We start from the raw sequence: 18,872 nt of genomic DNA, 5'->3' as shown, positions 1-18,872 counted from the left end.
GGTCCGCAGGGCCGCAGGACGCGAAAACGGTGTCAGGAATCTTTTGTCGCCTCCCCGCGCATGCGTCGCACGCGGGCGATGAGCCCCGCGGTGGAGGTGTCGTGACCGCCACCGGGCTCGCCTCCCAGCTCGGGGAGGATGGCCTGGGCCAGTTGCTTGCCCAGCTCGACGCCCCACTGGTCGAAGGCGTTGTTGCCCCACACCACGCTCTGTACGAACACCTTGTGCTCGTACAGGGCGATGATGGCCCCCAGCAGCCGTGGCGTGAGGCGTTCGTAGAGCAGCACGCTGGTGGGCTGGTTGCCCGGCAGGGTGCGGTGGGGGGCGAGAGCCTGGGCGCGCTCCGGCGACGCCCCGGCGCGTTCCATCTCCGCCTGCGCCTCCTCCGCGGTGCGCCCGTGCATCAGGGCCTCGGCCTGGGCCAGGGCATTGGCCAGCAGCTTGTGCTCGTGGTCGCTGCGTCCCCAGTGGCCGCTGGTGGGAATCAGGATGTCGGCGGGGACGAGGCGGGTGCCCTGATGCAGCAACTGGTAGAACGCATGCTGGCCGTTGTTGCCCGGGGCGCCCCACAACACGGGGCCGGTGTCCCAGGCCACGGGGGCACCGTTTTTCATCACCCGTTTGCCGTTGCTCTCCATGTCCAACTGCTGCAGGTAGGCGGGCAGCAGCCGCAGGGCGTAGTCATAGGGCAGCACGGCGTGAGTGGCGGCGCCGAAGAAGTTGATGTACCACACCCCCAGCAGCCCCATGATCACCGGCAGGTTGTCCTCCCAGGGGGTATCGCGGAAGTGGCGGTCCATGTCCCGGGCCCCGGCGAGCATCTCCCCGAAGGCCTCGCGGCCCACGTAGATCATGATGGGCAGGCCGATGGCCGACCACAGGGAGTAGCGTCCGCCCACCCAGTCCCAGAAGCCGAACATGTGGTCGGCGTCGATGCCGAAGTGCTCCACTTCCTCGCGGTTGGTGGACACCGCCACGAAGTGACGGGCCACTGCGGCCATGTCACCGCCGTAGTGGTCCAGCAGCCACTGGCGGGCCGACAGGGCGTTGGTGAGGGTCTCCTGGGTGGTGAAGGTCTTGGACTCCACCACGAACAGGGTGGTCTCGGGGTCGAGATCGGCGAGGATGGTGCCCAGCAACTCGTAGTCCAGGTTGGAGGCGAAGTGGACACGCAGCCGCGGATGACCGTACTGGCGCAGGGCGGCGCTCGCCATGGCCGGGCCGAGGTCCGAGCCGCCGATGCCGATGTTGACCACCGCTTCGATGGCACGGCCACTGTGACCCTTCCAGTGGCCCTCCCGCACTGTGTCGGTGAAGCGGCCCATGCGTTCCAGTTCGGCGTGTACCGCGGGCACGACGTCCTCGCCGTTCACCTCGATGCGGGTGTCCCGGGCCGCCCGCAGAGCCACGTGGAGCACCGCCCGGTCCTCGGTGTTGTTGATATGCTCGCCGTGGAACATGGCCTCCACCGCCGCCCCCAGGTGACGCTCTTCAGCCAGCGCCCGCAGCAGTTCCAATGTTTCGGTATCGACGCGATGCTTGGAATAGTCGAGGAACAGGCCGCAGGCCTCGGTGCTGAAGCGCGTGAAACGTTCGGGGTCGCCGGCAAACAGCTCCCGCAGATGGGTCTTGGAGAAGGTCTCCAAATGGCGATCCAGCTGTTGCCAGGCGGCGGTGTCGATGGGGCGTTGGTCGTTCATGGTGAAGCATCCTTGGATTGTTCGAGTGGTTTGGCAAGGAGGGCGGCGCCCAGCATGCCCAAGTGGTCGTTGTCGTTCATGATCCTGAGGGTATAGCGGTCCCGCAGGGAGGCCATGGACTCCGCCGCGACGGCCTCCCGAAAGGCCTCATCCATGAGGGCCCAGGAGGCCGCCAGGCCGCCACCCACCGCCAGGTGGGGGATATCCAGCACCTTCATGAGGCCGGCGCAGGCGGAACCCAGATGACCGCCCGCCCGGGTGAAGGCCGTCCGGGCGTGGGAGTCCCCAAGGTGCGCGCGCCGGGCCACCGCCGCGCTGTCCAGCAGCTCGCCGGTGGCCTCCTGGTAGTCGAGGGCCACGCCGCTGGCGGAGGCATAGCGTTCCAGGCAGCCGCGGGCCCCGCAACCGCACAGACGTCCCTGGGGCACCACCCGCAGGTGGCCCACCTCCATGGCGAAGCCACGCTCACCGCGGTACGGCACGCCATTGAGGATCAGGCCGCCGCCGATGCCGGTGCCGAGCCCCAGGAAGATGAGGCTGTGGGGGCGCTCGGGGTGGGTCTGATAGGCACCCCAGGCGGCGGCCAGGGCGTCGTTCTCCACCATGACGGGGAGGTGGAACTGCCGGGACAGGCTGCCGGCCAGGTCCAGATCCCGAATCCCGGGGATGTTGGGGGCCTCCCGCAGGTGACCACTGTCGGGGTCCACGATGCCGGGCAGGGCGATGCCCAGGGCGGTGACGTCCGGGTGTCGCTGCAGGGAATACCGGAGGGCCTCGCCCACCTCCCGCAGCACGAGTTCCGTGGCCTGCCGGGGGTCATCCGCCCGGCAGCGTTCGGAGAACCTGACATTGACCTTGTGCTCCCAGACCACGGTGGTGCGTTCCACCACGCCGACCCTGAGATTGGTCCCGCCAAGATCCATTCCGATCCGTTTGCTCATGTCCCTTCCGACCCGTTTGCCCCGTCCATGATGTTTGCGCACGTATCGGTGCCGTCGCGGTGCGGCCCGCAATTAAACGCGACCATAGAGCCCCAGCAGCTGACGATAGTGTTCCAGCATGCCGTCTTCCAGCTGCTCCCAGGAGAAGCGCCACCGCCAGTTGGTGCCATGGGACAGCCCTGGCGAGTTCATACGGCTGTCGCCGCCGAGACCCAGGATGTCCTGCATGGGCACGATGGCGAGGTGGGCCACCGAGGCGAGGGCGGCCCGGGCCAGGGCCCCCGGCATGGCCTCAGCGGTGCACCCCAGGTAGTCCAGCACATGCCGGCGTTCGCCATCGCCCAGCGCCTCGAACCAGCCCAGGGAGGTGTCGTTGTCGTGAGTGCCGGTGTAGGCCACGGTGGCGGGGACGTAGTTGTGGGGCAGGTAGGGATTGTCGGCGCCACCGCCGAAGGCGAACTGGAGGATCCGCATGCCGGGCAGATCGAAACGCGCCCGCAGGGCATCCACCTCGTCGGTGATGGTGCCGAGATCCTCGGCCACCAGGGGCAGCCGGTGGAAGGTGCGCTGGAAGGTGTCCAGCAGTTCCCCACCGGGAGCCTCCACCCAGCGGCCGTTGATGGCGGTGTCCTCGTCGGCCGGGATCTCCCAGGAGGCCTGAAGGCCGCGGAAATGGTCCACGCGCACGATGTCGAAAAGCTCCAGCTGGGAGGCCATGCGGCGCACCCACCAGTCGAAGCCGGTGGAGCGCATGTGGTCCCAGTCATAGTGAGGGTTGCCCCAGCGCTGGCCGGTGGCCGAGAAATAATCCGGCGGCACCCCCGCCACCACCTCCGGGCGGCCGTCGCCGTTGAGGCGGAAACACTCCCGGTGGGCCCACACATCGGCGCTGTCCTCGGCCACGAACAGGGGCAGGTCCCCGAACATCAGGACATCCCGCTCCGCCCCATAGGCCCGCAGTTCCCGCCATTGCTGGTAGAAGACATACTGCAGGAAGCGCTGTAGCCCCAGGGCCGCGGCATGGCGCGTCTTGATGGCGTCGAGCACCGCCGGCGCCCGGTCCCGCAGCTTTGCGGGCCATTGCCACCACGGCCGCTGGTCTTGGAGTTCGCGAATGGTCCTGAATAACGCGTAGTCCTCGAGCCAGGCCTGGTGTTCGGCGACGAAGGCCTGAAAGGCCGCCACATGGTGTGGCGTGTCGTCCCGGGCGAAGGCCTCGTAGGCCGCCCGCAACAGTCGCCGGCGGCAGGCGCGGGGGTCCTCCCCCGGCCTCGCGGTGAGGTCCTCCCCCAGCCAGCCGGCCTCGTGCAGCCGTTGCAGGCTGATGAGGTCCGCGTTGCCGGCGTGGACCGACTGGCAGGCGTAGGGCGACAGGTCGTCATGGACGGGCCCGAGGGGCAGGGTCTGCCAGACCGTGAAACCGCAGTCGGCGAGCATGTCCACGAAGCGGAAGGCATGGGGGCCGAGGACGCCGTTGGGGCCGTCACCGGGCAGGGATGTGGGGTGGAGCAGCACGCCGCCACGGCGGCGTTCCATGATGGGATTGCGCCAGGAGTCGGTCTCAGTCACGGGTGATGTCCATGGTGTGCCGTCCCTCATCATGGCGTGTCCTGCAGGCTCTCGGCGGTGGTGGGGCCACTGGTGGAATGGTTTCAATTGTCCTGCTGGCCGGGGCGCATGACGCCGCCACGGTCGGGCGCGCCATGCCCCTTGGTGAAGCTATGGGACAGGTAATCGGGCGGCGACATCCCCATGAGCTGGTAGAGGTTGGCCAGGTGCATGCGATACAGATATTCGAAATCGCTGACCGCTTCGGCCGGGTTGTAGTCGCCGAACCACCAGAACCAATCGGAGCCTTCGCATACGGCGAGCTGTTTCTCGGCGACGGCCAGCTGCCCGGCATCCAGGGTACCCGCCGCCACGACCTTGTCGTAGGCGTTCTTGGCGTCCACCAGCATCTCCCAGCCGCGGTTCTTGCCGGGTTCGCCGATCCAGGTGGAGAGACTGCCGTAGACCCAGCTGCCGGCCACCAGGCCGGGCAGCATACCCGGTTTCACGGCGCCGGCATCGAGGGCCTCGCTGAAAGTGGTGAGTTCGATGTCCGGGTGCGCGGCCAGCTTCTCATAGAGGGCACTGAGGAAGTAATAGCCGTTCTCCGGATAATACTCCCAGGCGTTTTCGCCATCGAGGACGATGGATACGCAGCGCGGACCGTGGCCCCGGCCGGCGGCTTCCAGGTTCTGCAGGTGGTGGATCAGGTTGGCCACGGCGTCGTCGGCGTGCCAGTCGGAATAGGTGAAGCCGATGAGATCCGACAGGCCGTCGTCACGGAAGAAGCAGGCGGGGCCATCCTTGTCCAGCCGGTAGGGGCGGCAGTGAGCCTGGTTGGCCCAGCGATCCGGTGTGACGGGTGCCTTGGCCAGGGAGTGATGTAACACGCTCTCGCCGCTGGCCGCCCACTCGAAGCCCGTCTCCCCGAGCAGGGCGAGGGTAGCGTCGCACACCGCTCCCTCGGAGGGCCAGCAACCCCGGGGACGCCGTCCGAAGTGTTCCTCGAAGACCTCGAGGCCCCAGGCGATGTGGCGGCGGGCCCGGGCCTCGCCGTCCGGGTAGGCATCCACCTCCGGCAGCAGGGCGTCGGGTACCGCCTGGCGGGCGCTGCCCAGGTCCAGCAGCAGAGGGATGATGGGGTGGGCATAGGGCGACATGGCCAGTTCCACCTTGCCGGCCTCGGCCAACGCACGGTAGCGGGGAATCAGGCCCTGGAGCTGGTCGTTGATGATCTCCAGCAGCAGGCGCCGGTGCCGGAGGCGGAAGTTGCGGGCCACCTTCGTGAGCTGCTCCACCCGTTCGTCCCGCCGCCGCACCGTCTCGGCCAGCCAGCCGATGTGATACCACACCACCAGATCGGCGAGGAACTGGTCCGACAGGTAGATATGCTTTTCCGGATATTCCAGGAACCAGTTGGCCATCTCCACCAGTTCCTTGAATACGGGAAAGCGGTTGATGACCCGCTCTTCGTTGACCTTCAGGCAGGACTTCACCAGGCTCACCCGGTGCTCGTGATCCGCGGGCAGGGCCGCCATGTCCAGGGCCGCGAGCAGGGGGTCGCGGATGGGCTGGGAGTCGTTGAGAAAGCCATCGACCTGGTGACTGTAGTCCGCGATCTGCTCCAGCAGGGTGGGGGCGAAGTTGACCACCGCACGGGCACCGGGCACCGCCTCCAGATGGGCCGCCATGTCAACGTAGTCCTTGATGGCATGGAGATAGGTCCAGGGCAGCCGGTAGCTGCCCTCGATGAGGTCCTGGTAGTGGGGCTGGTGCATGTGCCAGCACAGCACCACGCGCAGCGGCGTCGCGGGGGATGATTCAGGCGTGGCGGCCGATGATTTAGCCGGTGATTTAACGGACATGGTGCAACTCCTGTCCAAGCATGTCGGGTGTCACCAGGGTGACGCCACCCTCGGTGACGTAGAAGCGCTCGGCGTCCGCCTCCGGATCCTCGCCGATGATGGTGCCCGGCGGGATGATGCAGCCCCTGTCGATGACCGTCTTGGTGATGCGACAGTGACGACCGACGTCGACGTTGGGCAGCACCACCGAGTCGTGGACGCTGGCGTAGGAGTTCACCGTCACCCCCGAGAACAGCAGGGAGTGCTTCACCAGTGCGCCGGAGATGATGCAGCCGCCCGACACCATGGAGTCCACCGCCATGCCACGCCGGCCTTCGTCGTCGAATACGAACTTGGCCGGGGGGAGTTGCTCCTGGTAGGTCCAGATGGGCCACTCCTCGTCATAGAGGTTGAGTTCGGGGCTCACCTTCACCAATTCGAGGTTGGCCTCCCAGAAGGCGTCCACGGTGCCCACGTCACGCCAGTAGCCCAGCGCCCCGGTCTGCACATCCCTGAAAGGATAAGAGGAGACGCGGTAACGTCTGATCACCTCGGGGATGAGGTCCTTGCCGAAGTCGTGGCTCGAGTTGGGGGAGTCGGCATCCCGAATGAGTTGCTCGAACAGAAACACGGTGTTGAACACATAGATCCCCATGGAGGCCAGGGCCACGTCGTCCCGCCCCGGCATGGGCTCCGGTTGTGCCGGTTTCTCCTTGAAGTCGATGACCTTGCCGTTGGCGTCCACGGTCATGACGCCGAAGTCCTTGGCCTGGTCCAGGGGGACCTCCATGCAGCCCACGGTCATGTCGGCCTCGCTCTCCACGTGGGCCGCGATCATGGGGCCGTAGTCCATCTTGTAGATATGGTCGCCGGCCAGCAGCAGCACATAGGCCGGATCATGGCCACGGATGATGTCGATGTTCTGGTACACGGCATCGGCGGTACCCTGGTACCAGCTCGACTCGATGCGTTGCTGGGCCGGCAGGAGTTCCACGAATTCGCCGAACTCGCCGCGCAGGAAGCCCCAGCCGCGCTGGATGTGCAGCAGCAGGGAATGGGCCTTGTACTGGGTCAGCACGCCGATGCGACGAATGCCGGAGTTCATGCAATTGGACAGTGGAAAGTCGATGATGCGGAACTTGCCGCCGAAGGGTGTCGCCGGCTTGGAGCGCCAGCGGGTGAGATGCATCAGTCTCGAACCTCGGCCACCGGCCAGGATCAGGGCCAAAGTATTGCGGGTGATGCGGCTGACGAAACGTTCGCTGGTGGGTTTTTTCATATCCGGGACGATCATTCCTAATCTAGATTAATGTCGGTGGCGAGCGAGGAGGTGGTTTCCGATTCCCACGCTGGCGATGATACCATTCACGCCGTAGATGTCGCGACGGATCGACCGCGACTTCACCATGCCGGCGCCGCCGGTCCATGCTCCACTCTCAACATGGCAGTTATATTTACTATCCCGTGACCACTTTCAAAAAAAATCTCAAGGTTAGCGATTTCGCCCCAGACCTCAAGTCGGTCCTGGATGCCCGCCACCACGATCCGGCCGCGGTACTCGGCTGTCATGCCAAGGGCGACCGGGAGGAGGTGCTGGCCTATCTGCCGGGGGCCACGGACGCCCACCTGGTGGATGCGGACGGGGCCATGCAGCGTGTCCCCGACACCGACCTCTTCTACTGGGGGGGGGCTCGCGGCACCCTGCCGGGCCGTTACCGGCTGCGCTGGACGGATCGGGAGGGCCAGGTATGCGAGCGCCACGATCCCTACTGTTTCCCTCCCCAACTCGGGGACCTGGACCTCCACCTCTTCGGTGAGGGCCGCCACCGTCACGCCTATCGCTTCCTGGGTGCCCACGAGGTCACGGTGGATGACGTGGCCGGCACCCTGTTCGCCGTCTGGGCCCCCGGTGCCGCGCGGGTCAGCGTGGTGGGTGACTTCAACCACTGGGATGGCCGTCAGCACGCCATGCGCGTGCGGGGCGGTGGCGGTATCTGGGAACTCTTCGTGCCCGGCCTCGGCGCCGGCACCATCTACAAGTTCGAGATCAGGAACCGCGATACCGGACAGGTGTTCCTGAAGACGGACCCCTATGGCCAGTTCTTCGAACGCCGCCCCGCCACCGCCGCCGTGGTCACCGGCGCCGGTGAGTATGGCTGGGGTGATGGCGGCTGGCTGGAGGCCCGGGGTGGTCGCGACTGGCAGCATACGCCCATGTCCATCTATGAGGTGCACCTGGGTTCCTGGCGCCACGGCAGCGGCGGCGCCTTCACCAACTACCGTGAACTGGCCATATCCCTGGTGGACCACGTCAAGGCCCTGGGTTTCACCCATATCGAATTGCTGCCGGTCACCGAGCATCCTCTGGATGCCTCCTGGGGCTATCAGACCACCGGGTACTACGCCCCCACCAGCCGCTTCGGCGAGCCCGACGATTTCCGCTTCTTCGTGGACCACTGCCACCAGAACGGAATCGGCGTGCTCATGGACTGGGCACCCGCCCACTTTCCGCGGGACCAGTTCGCCCTCGCCACCTTCGACGGCACCGCCCTCTACGAGCATTCCGATCCGCGCCGCGGCGAGCATCGGGACTGGGGCACCCTGATATTCAACTACGGGCGCAACGAGGTGAAGAATTTCCTGCTGTCCAGTGCCATCTACTGGCTGGAGGAGTTCCACATCGACGGTCTGAGAGTGGATGCGGTGGCCTCCATGCTGTACTTGGACTATTCCCGCGAGGACGACGACTGGGTGCCCAACAAGTACGGTGGTAACGAGAACCTGGAAGCCATCGAGTTCCTGAGGGAACTCAACGAGGCCACCCACGGCGAGCATCCGGGCACCCTCATGGTGGCGGAGGAGTCCACGGCCTGGCCCCAGGTGACCCGCCCGGTGTGGGTCGGCGGCCTCGGCTTTTCCATGAAATGGAACATGGGCTGGATGCACGACACCCTGGAGTACATCACCAAGGACCCCATCCACCGTCATTTTCACCACGATCAACTCACCTTCGGTCTGCTCTACGCCTTCACCGAGAACTTCGTGCTGCCCTTCTCCCACGACGAGGTGGTGCACATGAAGGGCTCCATGTTCGAGAAGATGCCGGGAGACGACTGGCAGCGTTTCGCCAACCTGCGCCTGCTTTATGCCTACATGTGGACCTATCCGGGCAAGAAGCTGCTGTTCATGGGCAGCGAGTTCGCCCAGGGCCGGGAATGGCGGGCCGACGAGCAATTGGACTGGTACCTGCTGGATTACCCCGCTCATGCTGGGATGCAGACCCTGGTGCGGGACCTCAACCAGTTGTATCGGGAATCGCCGGCCCTGCACGAGCGGGAGTTCGAGCACGGTGGCTTCGAGTGGGTGGACTGTCACGACGCCCCCCAATCCACCATCTCCTACCTGCGTCGCGGCGGCGATACCGTCCAGGTGGTGGTGCTGAACTTCACCCCCGTGCCCCGCCAGGGCTATCGCATCGGCGTGCCGGTCCCCGGCGTCTACCACGAGGTGCTGAACTCCGATTCCCGCTACTACGGCGGCAGCGACGTGGGCAACGGCGGTGACCTGGTGGCGGAGGAGACGCCGTGGATGGGACGGCCCTACTCCCTCAACATCACCCTGCCGCCGCTCGGTGCCGTGGTGCTGCGTCCGGCCGCATGAAGCCGATGTCGCCCTGGCAAAAACAACGCCGGTCATCGCCGGCACCGGCATGAACATCCTGTTCGCGGCTTCGGAGGCCCACCCCTTGGTCAAGACCGGCGGGCTCGCCGACGTGGCGGGTGCCCTGCCGGCTGCCCTGCGGCGCCTGGGCGAGGACGCCCGCCTCATCATGCCCGCCTACCGCGGGGTGGCGGAGGCGGCGGGGGCGGCGGCCATCACGGGCGAGATGGGCCTGCTCACCGGCGCACCGCCCGCCCGCCTGTTGCGGGGCACCCTGCCGGGCAGCGACGTGCCCCTGTACCTGGTGGAGGCCGCCGGCCTCTACGACCGCGACGGCGGACCCTATGCCTCCGCCGGCGGGCTGGAATGGCCCGACAATGCCCTGCGTTTCGCGTTGCTGGCGCGGGCCGCCGCCCTCTACGGGCAGTACGACGGCGTGGAGGGCTGGCGAGCGGATATCGTCCATTGCAACGACTGGCAGACGGGCCTCACGCCGGCCTATCTCGCCCATGCCGAGGGCCCGGTGGCGCGCACCGTGATGGGAATCCACAACCTGGCCTTCCAGGGCAATTTCCCGCCCGCCGTGCTGCCCCTGGTGGACCTGCCGCCGTCCTCGTATCAGGTCCATGGCAGTGAGTTCTACGGCAACTTGTCCTATCTGAAGGCGGGGATCTATTACGCCGACCGCATCATCACCGTCAGCCCCACCTACGCCCGCGAGATCCAGACGGCGGAGTTCGGTTTCGGCATGGAGGGACTGTTGGCGGCCCGTAGCGCGGTGCTGTCCGGCATTCTCAACGGCATCGATACCGACTATTGGAACCCGGCGGCCGACGAACACGTCCCCGCCGCCTACGACGCCATGGACCTGGCAGGCAAGGACACCAACCGGCGCGCCCTGGAGCAGTATTTCGGCCTCGAGACCCATACCGACACGCCGTTGTTGGGGATGGTGACCCGGCTCACCTGGCAGAAGGGCATCGATCTGGCGCTGGAGGCCCTGCCGCAGCTGCTGGACCAGGGCGCGCGCCTCGTCGTGGTGGGGAGCGGCGAAGCCCGTTACGAAGAACGCCTGCAGGCGCTGGCCAGCGAATACCCGGGGCGCATCGGTGTACATGTGGGGTACAGCGAGCCCCTGGCTCATCTGGTGGAGGCCGGCGCGGATCTGTTTCTCATGCCGTCGCGCTTCGAGCCCTGCGGGCTCAACCAGATGTACAGCATGCGCTATGGCACGCCGCCGGTGGTGCGCCACACCGGCGGCCTAGCGGACTCGGTGGTGGATACCACCTTCCGCACCCTCCAGGACGGCACCGCCACCGGCTTCGTGTTCGTGAACGCCAGCGCCGAGGCCCTCCAGGAGGCGCTGATGCGGGCCTTAATCCTGTGGCGCGACAAGTCCTCCTTCGAGGCCCTGTGCCGCCAGGGCATGGCCCGCGACTTCAGTTGGGAAAAGAGCGCCCGCGCCTATCTCTCCGCCTACGTCGACATGCCGGCGGGCGGCGGATAAAGGACAGGGAATAGGGAAATGGGAAAAGAGAAAAGCGTGACCGCGAAAGACGCGAAATGACGCGAAAAAGGAGAATGCCAGAGGTTCGTGTAGGGTGGAACAAGCGCAGCGGTTCCACCATCCAGGAGTCGGGGATTGCCCCATCGTTTAATGGGTGGGTCCGTTCCACTTGATCCACCCTACGCGACTGAACGGCGAATAGGGAAATGGGAAAAGGGAAAAGGGAAATGGGAAATGGGAAAAGAGAAAGGCGTAACCACGAAAAACGCGAAATGACGCGAAAAGGGAGGAGATCAGGGAGATGTGGAGGTTAAACCAAGCGCAGCGGTTCCGCCGCTCCGGCTCGAAGCTAACCCTTTCCCATTTCCCTTTTCCCCGTCCAGAGGCGTAGGTTGGCTGCTCCTGGCAGCCGACGGAATCCCTCAGAGGCCCAGGTAGACCCGTGCCAGGTACAACACCCCCAGGGCAAAGACGCCGGCCAGCACGTCGTCGAGCATGATGCCGAGGCCGCCGTGGACGCGGCGGTCCAGCAGGCCGATGGGCCACGGTTTGAGGATGTCGAAAAAGCGGAAGGCGACGAAGCCGGCGGCCATCCACAGCCACGACGGTGGCAGGGCGATCATGGTCACCAGATAACCCACCACCTCGTCCCACACGATGGCGGGATGATCATGGGTGCCCAGACGTGCCGCGGCGGCTCCGCAGATGGTGATGCCGGCCACCAGCAGCACCGCCACGGTGGCCACATAGGCCGCCACGGGCAGATGGCCGAGGGGGATGAACAGGGCGACCCCCGCCAGGGTGCCGAAGGTGCCGGGGGCCTTGGGGGCGAGGCCGGTGCCGAAGCCGAGGGCGAGCAGCATGAGGGGGTGGCGCAGATCGGCCGGGGTGGGGTCGCGGGGGTTCATGGCGTCATCGGTATTCGGTGGGGCCCATGGCTTCAGGCGAAGTGGCGGTAGGCCGCGGCGGGGAGGGCGGCCACCTTGTCGGCGGGCAGGAGGCGCAATCCCGGCTCCTTTTCGATGGTACCGATGCGGGTGATGGCGACGCCACAGTCGAGGCCCAGGCGCTCCACTGCCTCGGCCTGGGCCGCCGGCACCGTGAAGCACAGTTCGTAATCGTCACCTCCGGTCACGGCGTAGGGCAACGCGCCATCCCCCGCCAGGGCCCGCAACTGGGAGGACAGGGGCAGAGTGGTGATGTCCACGGTAGCGCCGGCGCCGCTGGCATCGAGGATATGGCCGAGGTCTCCCACCAGGCCGTCGGACAGGTCGATGGCGGCACTCGCCACGCCCGCGAGGGCCTGCCCCACCTCCAGGCGCGGTTCCGGCAGATGGAAGCGCCGGGCGAGGGGCTCCATGTGGCCCGGTGGCAGGGTGATGCGACCTTCCATCACCGCCAGGGCCAGGGCCGCGTCGCCGAGGCTGCCCGTGACGTGAATGAGGTCGCCGGGCCGGGCGCCGTCGCGGCGCAGGGCACCACGGAGCGGGACGCCGCCCGTCACCTCCACGGTGACGGACAGGGGTCCTTCCACCACCTCGGCCGCGGTGACCACCATGCCCCAGGCCGTGGCCAGGGCATGGAAACCGCGGGTGAATTCGATGAGCCAGGCCGGATCATCCACGGGCCGGCTGAGCTGTACCGTGGCCGCCAGGGGGCGGGCGCCCATGGCGGCCAGATCGCTGAGATTCACCGCCAGGCACTTGTAGCCGAGGTCCCGCGGCGCCACCTCCGGGAAGAAATGAACCCCTTCCACCATGGCGTCGACGCACAGCGCCAGGTGCTCGCCCGCGGCCGGTCGCGGCATGGCGTGAGGCGAGGCCCCCAGGGCGTCGCGCAGGGTGCGGGTGGCGGCGTCGACGGTGGTGCCGGGGAGGGGGGGCAAGAGGGGTCGGGTCAGGCGGTACGGCTGTTGCGCCGCGCGTTCACCTCCACCGGCCGCAACGCGGTGGCGAGGCGATCCATGGCGGCGTTGACGAAACGATGACCCTCGGCGCCGCCGAAGCGTTTCGCCAGCTCCACGGCCTCGTTGATCACCACTTCGTAGGGGATCTCGGGGCGGAACTCCAACTCGTAGGCACCGATACGCAGGGCCGTGCGCTCCACCGGGTCCACCTGCCCGATGGGCCGCTGCAGGGTCCGGGCGATGCCATCATCGAGGGCCCCGGCCCGCGCCGTGATGCCATGGAGCAGTTCTCTGAAATAGGCGTGGTCCGTGCGCGCCATGTCCTGCTCCTGAAAGAACTGCACCTCGATTTCGGTGACGTCCTGGCCCCCCATGTACCACTGGTAGAGGGCCTGCAGCGCCGCACGGCGTGCGCGGGTGCGGGCATGATGCTCCTGGGCGGCGGTCATTCCGCGAGGTGGCGCAGCAGGCTCACCATCTCCAGGGCCGACAGGGCGGCCTCCTCACCTTTGTTGCCCGCCTTGGTGCCGGCCCGCTCGATGGCCTGTTCGATGGTATCCACCGTGAGCACGCCGAAGGCCACGGGCAGGTCGTACTTCATGGTCACCTGGGCGAGGCCCTTGGTGCACTCGCCGGCCACGTAGTCGAAGTGAGGCGTGCCGCCGCGGATCACCGCGCCCACGGCGATGAGGGCGTCGTAGTTGTCCGAGGCGGCCATGCGGCTCGCCACCAGGGGCAACTCGTAGGCCCCGGGGGCCTTTACCACCGTCATTTGATCCGGCGCCACACCGTGGCGGGTCAGGGTGTCGATGACGCCATTGAGCAGGCTCTCCACGATGAAGCCGTTGAAGCGGCTGGCGACGATGCCGAAACGGGCCGTGGGCGCGGTAAAGTCGCCTTCTATGGTCTTGATTGTGGCCATGGGGGTTCCTGAATGCTGGTGTTGTCCGTACCCGGAGAGGCGGGCGGCGGCGTAGAGCCGCGAAGTATAACGCAGTTTAGTCGCTCCGGCGGGGTACGGGGGAAAAGGGGGAAACGGGAAAAGGGAAATGGGAAAAGCGCGTAGGTTGGGGTGAGGAACGAACCCCAACATGACCATGGATTCGACCAACAATCGTTGGGGTTCGCAAGCTCACCCCAACCTACCATGCTTTAGCCCGACAGCCCGACAGCCCGACAGCCCGACAGCCCGACAGCCCGACAGCTCGCGGATGGGGATTCCAACCCAGCGTGGGAGCATGGGGCGCGGCCGGATGTCGGGATGAATCCGGACCTACATTCGTGCCAAAGGAACGGACGGTGGGAGGTGTTTGTAGGTCGGGCTTCAGCCCGACAGCTCGCGCATGGGGATTCCAACCCGGCGTGGGAGCATGGGGCGCGGCCGGATGTCGGGATGAATCCCGACCTACATTCGTGCCGAAGGAACAGGTGGTGGGCGTATCTACGGGCTGGGATGTCGGGATGAATCCCGACCTACATCTGTGCCCCGGGAACCCGCGTTGTCGGAGAGGTGGAACAGGCGCAGGGTGCCGTCCACGCTGCCGACGGCCAGATGGTTGTTCCGGGGGTGCCAGCTAAGGAGGGTGATCTCGCTGCCCAGCGCCAGGTCGTGCAGCAGGGCGCCCCGGGGCGTCCACAGGCACAGCCTGCCGTTGCGGTCACCGCTGCCCAGGAAACGGCCATCGCCGCACCAGGCCAGCGCGGTGACGGTATGGTCGTGGTGGCGCAGGGGGCTGGCCTCGCGTTTGCTGTCCCGCGGGTCGAGGCGCCACAACACCACGTCACTGCCGCCGCAACTGGCGACGAGGAGTTGGCCGGGGCGGGGATGGGGCTGCCAGGCCAGGGCACTGACCTTGCCGGGGTAGCCGCTCATGGTGAGCAGGCGCGGGGTGGTGCCGGGGCCGTGGAGACGCACATAGAGGAAGCCGTCCTGGGTGCCGGTGGACAGGGCCTTGCCGTCGGCACTCCAGGCCAGGGCGACGCTGGCGCCCGGGAAGTCCATCACCTTGACGGGTTCCCAACTGCCCACGTTCCACAGGTGGACGCCCTTGTTGGCGCCGCTGGCGAGGCGCTTGCCCGAGGGGGCCCAGCGGATGGCGCCGATGTTGCCCGGATGGCCTTCCCAGGTATGGCTGGCGCCGTCGTGGTCGGTGACGTGGAGGCGCGGTCCGGCGGCGGCCGCCAGCAGGGTGCCGTCGGGGGACCAGGCCAGGTGTTCTATCCATTGCCGGTCGGCCACCGGCGTGGCCAGGGCGTCGCCGGTGTCGCCCTGCCATAACTTGACGCGGCCGTCTTCGCCGGCCGTGGCCAGGGTGGTGCTGCCGGGTTGGGCGCACACCCGGGTGATGCCCTCGTCGTGGGCCTGGCAGCGGAAACGCCAGTCGCCGTCCCCCTGCAGCCCCACCAGCTGGCCGTCGGCGCTGCCGGCATAGAGGGTGGCGCCGTCCGCGGACCAGGCGAGGCCGGCGATGCTCTCCGCCATCACCGTCGCCCATGCCAGTTCCATCGGGGTGTCGCCGATCGCCATGGCGGTGGTGTGGGCCGGTTCGTTCATCAGGCGCGACAACTGGCGAAGCCGGCCTCGAGGAAGGCCCGGTCGAGGTTGCGGCCGATGACGATCATCTGGTTCTCGCGGCGGCTGTCGGGCTCCCATTCCCGGCCCGGCTGGCCGTCGAAGAGCATGTGTACGCCCTGGAACACGAAGCGCTTGGAATCGCCCGCCAGGGCCAGGATCCCCTTCATACGGAAGATGTCCGGGCCCTTGGTGCGCAGCAGGTTGACGATCCAGCGCTCGAAGCGCTGGGGGTCCAGGTCGCCGGGCAGGCGCAGGCCCACCGAGCCCACGCTGTCGTCGTGCTCGTGGGGGCTGGCGTAGCGGTGCTCCGTCTGGGGTGCCAGGGACCCCCCGGCATCCTCGAGGGTCATGGAGAACTCCTCGGGCAGGTGTTGGGTGAGGAGCACGTAGTTGCCCGGGACATCGATGGCCAGCCGGTAAGTGGTCTCGCGGGCCTCGGCGATGGCGAGGCGCTGCAGGGCCTCGCCGGGCACCAGGGGCTCTTGGCCGTAGCCGGCGGGGGTATGCGCATAGAGCCGGATCCCGGCCTGCTTCCAGTGCTCGAATGGCTGTTCCGGCGTGACGGCCCCCACGACGATGTCGATGGTGGGATCGGGCCCGGGCTGGAAGCGCAGGATGTACTCGCCGGCCTCCAGGGTGAAGGTGCCCGCCCATTCGAAGGGCAGCTCCTCGGTGAGAAAATCGGGCATGTCCCGGGTCTTCGCCGCCAGGTCGAAGGCGCGGATCCCGAGCACCCGGTCCAGGTCGATGGCGCCGTAGCGGGTGGTGTGGATGGTGGCCATGGGGTTGCGGGCGCTGATGTCGCGGCGGATCCCTTCCAGCGTGGCGTCATCCACCAGGTCCGCCTTGTTCAACAGCACCACGTCGCCGAAGGCGATCTGGGCATCGCATTCCCGCGAGTCGCCCAGGTGCTCGCCGAGATGGCGGGCGTCCGCCACCGTGACGATGGCGTCGAGGCGCAGCTTGTCCTTCATCTCCTCGTCCATGAAGAAGGTCTGGGCCACCGGGCCGGGATCGGCCATGCCGGTGGTCTCGATAAGAATGTGGTCGAAGCTGTGCTTGCGGCGCATGAGGCGCCCGAGAATGCGGATGAGGTCCCCGCGCACGGTGCAGCATATGCAGCCGTTGTTCATCTCGAACACCTCTTCGTCGGTGTTCACCACCAGCTCGTGGTCGATGCCGATCTCGCCGTACTCGTTCTCGATGACGGCGATACGCTTGCCGTGCTGCTCCGTGAGGATGCGGTTCAAGAGGGTGGTCTTGCCTGATCCCAGGAAGCCGGTGAGCACGGTGACCGGCACCCGCTGGTCCAGGTCCTCGGTGGGGGCGGCCTCCGGCGGTTCGTCGCAGGTCTCGTTCAGGCAGGTGCTCATGCCACGCGCTCCTCTTTTCTGGGGTCTTGCCGTTGCCGCGCGGCGGCCGGCGGCGGGGCCACATCCTTGCCGTCCCGGGCCGGGTTCACCTGCGGCGGGAAGGGACGGTTGTAGCCTTCTTCATCGGCGGTGGTCTGGGGGGCGGCATCCGGACCACCGGCCAACCCCTTGGAGCGGGCCACCAGGAAGTCCACCAAGTGGTTCCTGATGCGGTAGTAACCGGGGTCGTGGATGATGGAGGCGCGTTCCCGGGGCCGGGCGATGTCCACCTGCACCGATTCCGCGATGCGGGCGTAGGGCCCGTTGGTCATGAGGAGGATACGGTCCGACAGCAGGATGGCCTCGTCCACGTCGTGGGTGATCATGAACACGGTCTGGTGGGTTTCGCTCCAGATCTTGATGAGTTCCTCCTGGATGTTGCCCCGGGTGAGGGCATCCAGGGCGCCGAAGGGTTCGTCCAGCAGCAGCAGCTTGGGCTCGATGGCGAAGGCCCGGGCGATGGATACCCGCTGGCGCATGCCGCCCGACAGCTCCGAGGGCTTGCGCAGCTCGGTGCCGCCGGTGAGCCCCACCATCTCCAGGTACTTGTAGCAGTGGGCCCGGATCTGCTCCGACGACCAGCCGGGCCAGCGCGCACGCACCGCGAACTGGATGTTGCGCAGGGCGGACATCCACGGCATCAGGGAGTAGTTCTGGAACACCACGCCGCGGTCCAGGGCCGGCCCTTTGACCTCTTTGCCCTCCATGTAGACGAAGCCGTCGGTGGCAGAGTCGAGGCCGGCCAGGATGTTCATGATGGTGGACTTGCCGCAGCCGGAATGGCCGATGATGCAGACGTACTCCCCCTTCTCGATGCCGAAGTTGGCCTGCTCGAAGACGGTGAGCTGGTTGGCGCCGCTGCCGAAGCGCTTGCTGAGGTTCTCGACCTCCACGAAGTGATGACGGGTCATGGGGTTACTCCTCGTATTCCACGAAACGAGTGGCAGTGGACAGGGCGAGGTCCAGGACCATCCCCACGATACCGATCATGAGGATGGAGAAGATCACGCTGGTGAGGTCCAGGTTGTTCCACTCGTTCCACACGTAGTAGCCGATACCGGTGCCCCCCACCAGCATCTCCGCCGCCACGATGACCAGCCAGGCGATGCCGATGGAGATGCGCATGCCGGTGAGGATGGTGGGCGCGGCGGCGGGCAGGATGACGGTGAAGGCGGTGCGCAGGGGCGAGAGTTCGTGGGTGCGCGCGACGTTGAGCCAGTCTTGGCGCACGTTAGCCACGCCGAAGGCGGTGTTGATGAGCATGGGCCAGATGGAGCAGATGAAGATGACGAAGATGGACGAGGCCTCCGAGTCCTTGATGATGAACAGGGCCAGGGGCATCCATGCCAGGGGCGAGATGGGGCGCAGCACCTGGATGTAGGGGTTCAGCGCCTTGTGCATCATGGGCGACATGCCGATGAGGAAGCCCACGGGGATGGCGATGAGGGCCGCCAGCAGGAAACCCGCTAGCACCCGGTAGATGGAATAGCCGAGCTGGATGCCGATCCCCTTGTCGTTGGGACCCTTGTCGTAGAAGGGGTTGGACAACTCCTCGTAGGCCCGTTCGATGACGGCGGATGGCGGTGGCACCCGGGCCTCCTGATCGGCGCCGCCCATGAGCAGCTCGTATTCCGTGAGGGCCTTTTCGGCGTCGGGCGGCTGGTTGGCCAGCTCCCATATGCCGAGCAAAATGGCCAGCAGCACCACCGACAGCAGGGCGGCGCGCAGGTTGAGGGACTTCAGCATGAATCGCTCCTGACGGGTTTGAATGCGTTTGGT

Annotated in this window: 15 protein-coding genes; 2 read left to right on the top strand and 13 right to left on the bottom strand. The window is 66.9% G+C overall.

From position 1 onward, the window contains the following. Positions 1-32: 32 nt before the first annotated feature. The 5 genes from pgi to glgC form a co-directional block, all read right to left on the bottom strand. Positions 33-1,700 carry a glucose-6-phosphate isomerase gene (gene pgi, locus U5S82_23865; GenBank protein ID MDZ7754603.1) on the bottom strand — a complete coding sequence of 556 codons (1,668 nt, stop codon included), beginning with the start codon at positions 1,698-1,700 and terminating at the stop codon, positions 33-35. Continuing rightward, a complete protein-coding gene (locus U5S82_23860; GenBank protein MDZ7754602.1) occupies positions 1,697-2,641 on the bottom strand; it encodes an ROK family protein in 945 nt (314 codons plus the stop codon). Before U5S82_23860 ends, pgi begins: the two co-directional genes overlap by 4 nt. 72 nt (positions 2,642-2,713) lie before the next feature. Continuing rightward, positions 2,714-4,177, bottom strand: a complete 1,464-nt coding sequence (malQ, locus tag U5S82_23855) for a 4-alpha-glucanotransferase (protein MDZ7754601.1) — start codon at positions 4,175-4,177, stop codon at positions 2,714-2,716. Between the two features lie 116 nt (positions 4,178-4,293). Beyond that, the gene (locus tag U5S82_23850) at positions 4,294-6,054 is read right to left on the bottom strand and encodes a glycoside hydrolase family 57 protein (GenBank protein MDZ7754600.1); all 1,761 of its coding nucleotides are present in this window, start codon (positions 6,052-6,054) and stop codon (positions 4,294-4,296) included. Next, positions 6,044-7,312: a glucose-1-phosphate adenylyltransferase gene (glgC, locus tag U5S82_23845; protein ID MDZ7754599.1), complete on the bottom strand. Its 1,269-nt coding sequence runs from the start codon at positions 7,310-7,312 to the stop codon at positions 6,044-6,046. Before glgC ends, U5S82_23850 begins: the two co-directional genes overlap by 11 nt. A gap of 185 nt (positions 7,313-7,497) precedes the next feature. On the opposite strand from glgC, the gene glgB reads away from it, so the two are divergent. Together glgB and glgA are read left to right on the top strand one after the other, a co-directional pair. Then, complete coding sequence (gene glgB / locus U5S82_23840; GenBank protein ID MDZ7754598.1) at positions 7,498-9,693, top strand: 1,4-alpha-glucan branching protein GlgB; 2,196 nt, start codon at positions 7,498-7,500, stop codon at positions 9,691-9,693. A 49-nt stretch (positions 9,694-9,742) separates the two neighbouring features. Further along, complete coding sequence (gene glgA / locus U5S82_23835; protein ID MDZ7754597.1) at positions 9,743-11,200, top strand: glycogen synthase GlgA; 1,458 nt, start codon at positions 9,743-9,745, stop codon at positions 11,198-11,200. A gap of 422 nt (positions 11,201-11,622) precedes the next feature. Here glgA and U5S82_23830 read toward each other — a convergent pair whose 3' ends face one another. The 8 genes from U5S82_23830 to ntrB all read right to left on the bottom strand — a co-directional run bounded on the left by U5S82_23830 (position 11,623) and on the right by ntrB (position 18,836). Further along, entirely contained in the window at positions 11,623-12,108 is a 486-nt protein-coding gene (locus U5S82_23830) for a phosphatidylglycerophosphatase A (protein ID MDZ7754596.1), read from the bottom strand. A 32-nt stretch (positions 12,109-12,140) separates the two neighbouring features. Next, positions 12,141-13,085, bottom strand: coding sequence for a thiamine-phosphate kinase (gene thiL, locus U5S82_23825; GenBank protein MDZ7754595.1), 945 nt, complete (start codon positions 13,083-13,085; stop codon positions 12,141-12,143). Between the two features lie 11 nt (positions 13,086-13,096). After that, positions 13,097-13,555, bottom strand: a complete 459-nt coding sequence (nusB, locus tag U5S82_23820) for a transcription antitermination factor NusB (protein ID MDZ7754594.1) — start codon at positions 13,553-13,555, stop codon at positions 13,097-13,099. Continuing rightward, positions 13,552-14,028, bottom strand: coding sequence for a 6,7-dimethyl-8-ribityllumazine synthase (gene ribE / locus U5S82_23815; GenBank protein MDZ7754593.1), 477 nt, complete (start codon positions 14,026-14,028; stop codon positions 13,552-13,554). The genes nusB and ribE overlap by 4 nt, the downstream gene beginning before the upstream one ends. A gap of 519 nt (positions 14,029-14,547) precedes the next feature. After that, entirely contained in the window at positions 14,548-15,660 is a 1,113-nt protein-coding gene (locus tag U5S82_23810) for a hypothetical protein (protein ID MDZ7754592.1), read from the bottom strand. Further along, complete coding sequence (locus U5S82_23805; GenBank protein MDZ7754591.1) at positions 15,660-17,054, bottom strand: GTP-binding protein; 1,395 nt, start codon at positions 17,052-17,054, stop codon at positions 15,660-15,662. Before U5S82_23805 ends, U5S82_23810 begins: the two co-directional genes overlap by 1 nt. Beyond that, a complete protein-coding gene (locus tag U5S82_23800; GenBank protein ID MDZ7754590.1) occupies positions 17,051-18,004 on the bottom strand; it encodes an ABC transporter ATP-binding protein in 954 nt (317 codons plus the stop codon). The genes U5S82_23805 and U5S82_23800 overlap by 4 nt, the downstream gene beginning before the upstream one ends. A gap of 4 nt (positions 18,005-18,008) precedes the next feature. After that, positions 18,009-18,836, bottom strand: coding sequence for a nitrate ABC transporter permease (gene ntrB / locus U5S82_23795; protein ID MDZ7754589.1), 828 nt, complete (start codon positions 18,834-18,836; stop codon positions 18,009-18,011). Between the last annotated feature and the right edge of the window lie 36 nt (positions 18,837-18,872).

It is taken from the genome of Gammaproteobacteria bacterium (genome assembly GCA_034522055.1).
Taxonomy (GTDB): Bacteria; Pseudomonadota; Gammaproteobacteria; order JAABTG01; family JAABTG01; genus JAABTG01.
Note: the sequence above shows the minus strand (reverse complement) of the source record. Positions and strands in the feature narration are given on the sequence as shown.